The organism is Bacillus cereus group sp. Bce019 (genome assembly GCF_051781745.1).
Lineage (GTDB): Bacteria > Bacillota > Bacilli > Bacillales > Bacillaceae_G > Bacillus_A > Bacillus_A cereus.
On the sequence record NZ_JBPWJX010000059.1, the window covers coordinates 1 to 555 of the forward strand.

The following is a 555-nucleotide window of genomic DNA, read 5'->3' on the forward strand; positions in this document are numbered from 1 at the left end:
GCGCCAGGGCTCGTGGCTGAAGTCCACAGTGTCCTTCGTGATCTCCACGCGCTCCAGGGTTATGCCCCCAGGTCGGCGCTGGATGAGCCACATGAAGGACCCAATGCAGCAGGCCGACAGGACCTCCACGCCATCCCCCATCTCCCAGTGGCCCCAAGACTGCTGAACCACCGTCTCGTCCAAGTAGAGGAACTTGTAGACGAACACACAGCTCCGGTCGTTATCCGAGAGCACTGTGAGGAAGTTCTCCGTGCCTGACCCGTGTAGGGCAAACACAGTGTTCGGGATGTAGTTCGGGACGTGCGCAGAGACATCCTCAGCCGACTTGACATCGCTTACGTCCTGCACCGCGTAGTAACGCTTAATGGAGCTGTAGGACGCCCTCGGGCTCACGAAGTACACACCACGCCCGATACCGAAGGGTCGCGCATAGTCGCTCACGTCGAACTCAGTGGTCAGGTCGAGCTGGATGGTCTTCGCAGACATCACCCCGGCACTGGTGAGGACGAACTGGGCCTGATCGCTCCACAGTAGGAGCTGCTCAGAGAACGGAAC

At 60.0% G+C, this 555-nt stretch carries 1 protein-coding gene; it reads right to left on the reverse strand.

The window, feature by feature from the left end; all coding sequences use genetic code 11:
• A partial coding sequence (locus tag ACS2QP_RS27380; RefSeq protein ID WP_438883018.1) for a hypothetical protein occupies positions 1-486 on the reverse strand: 486 nt, incomplete at its 3' end.
• Between the last annotated feature and the right edge of the window lie 69 nt (positions 487-555).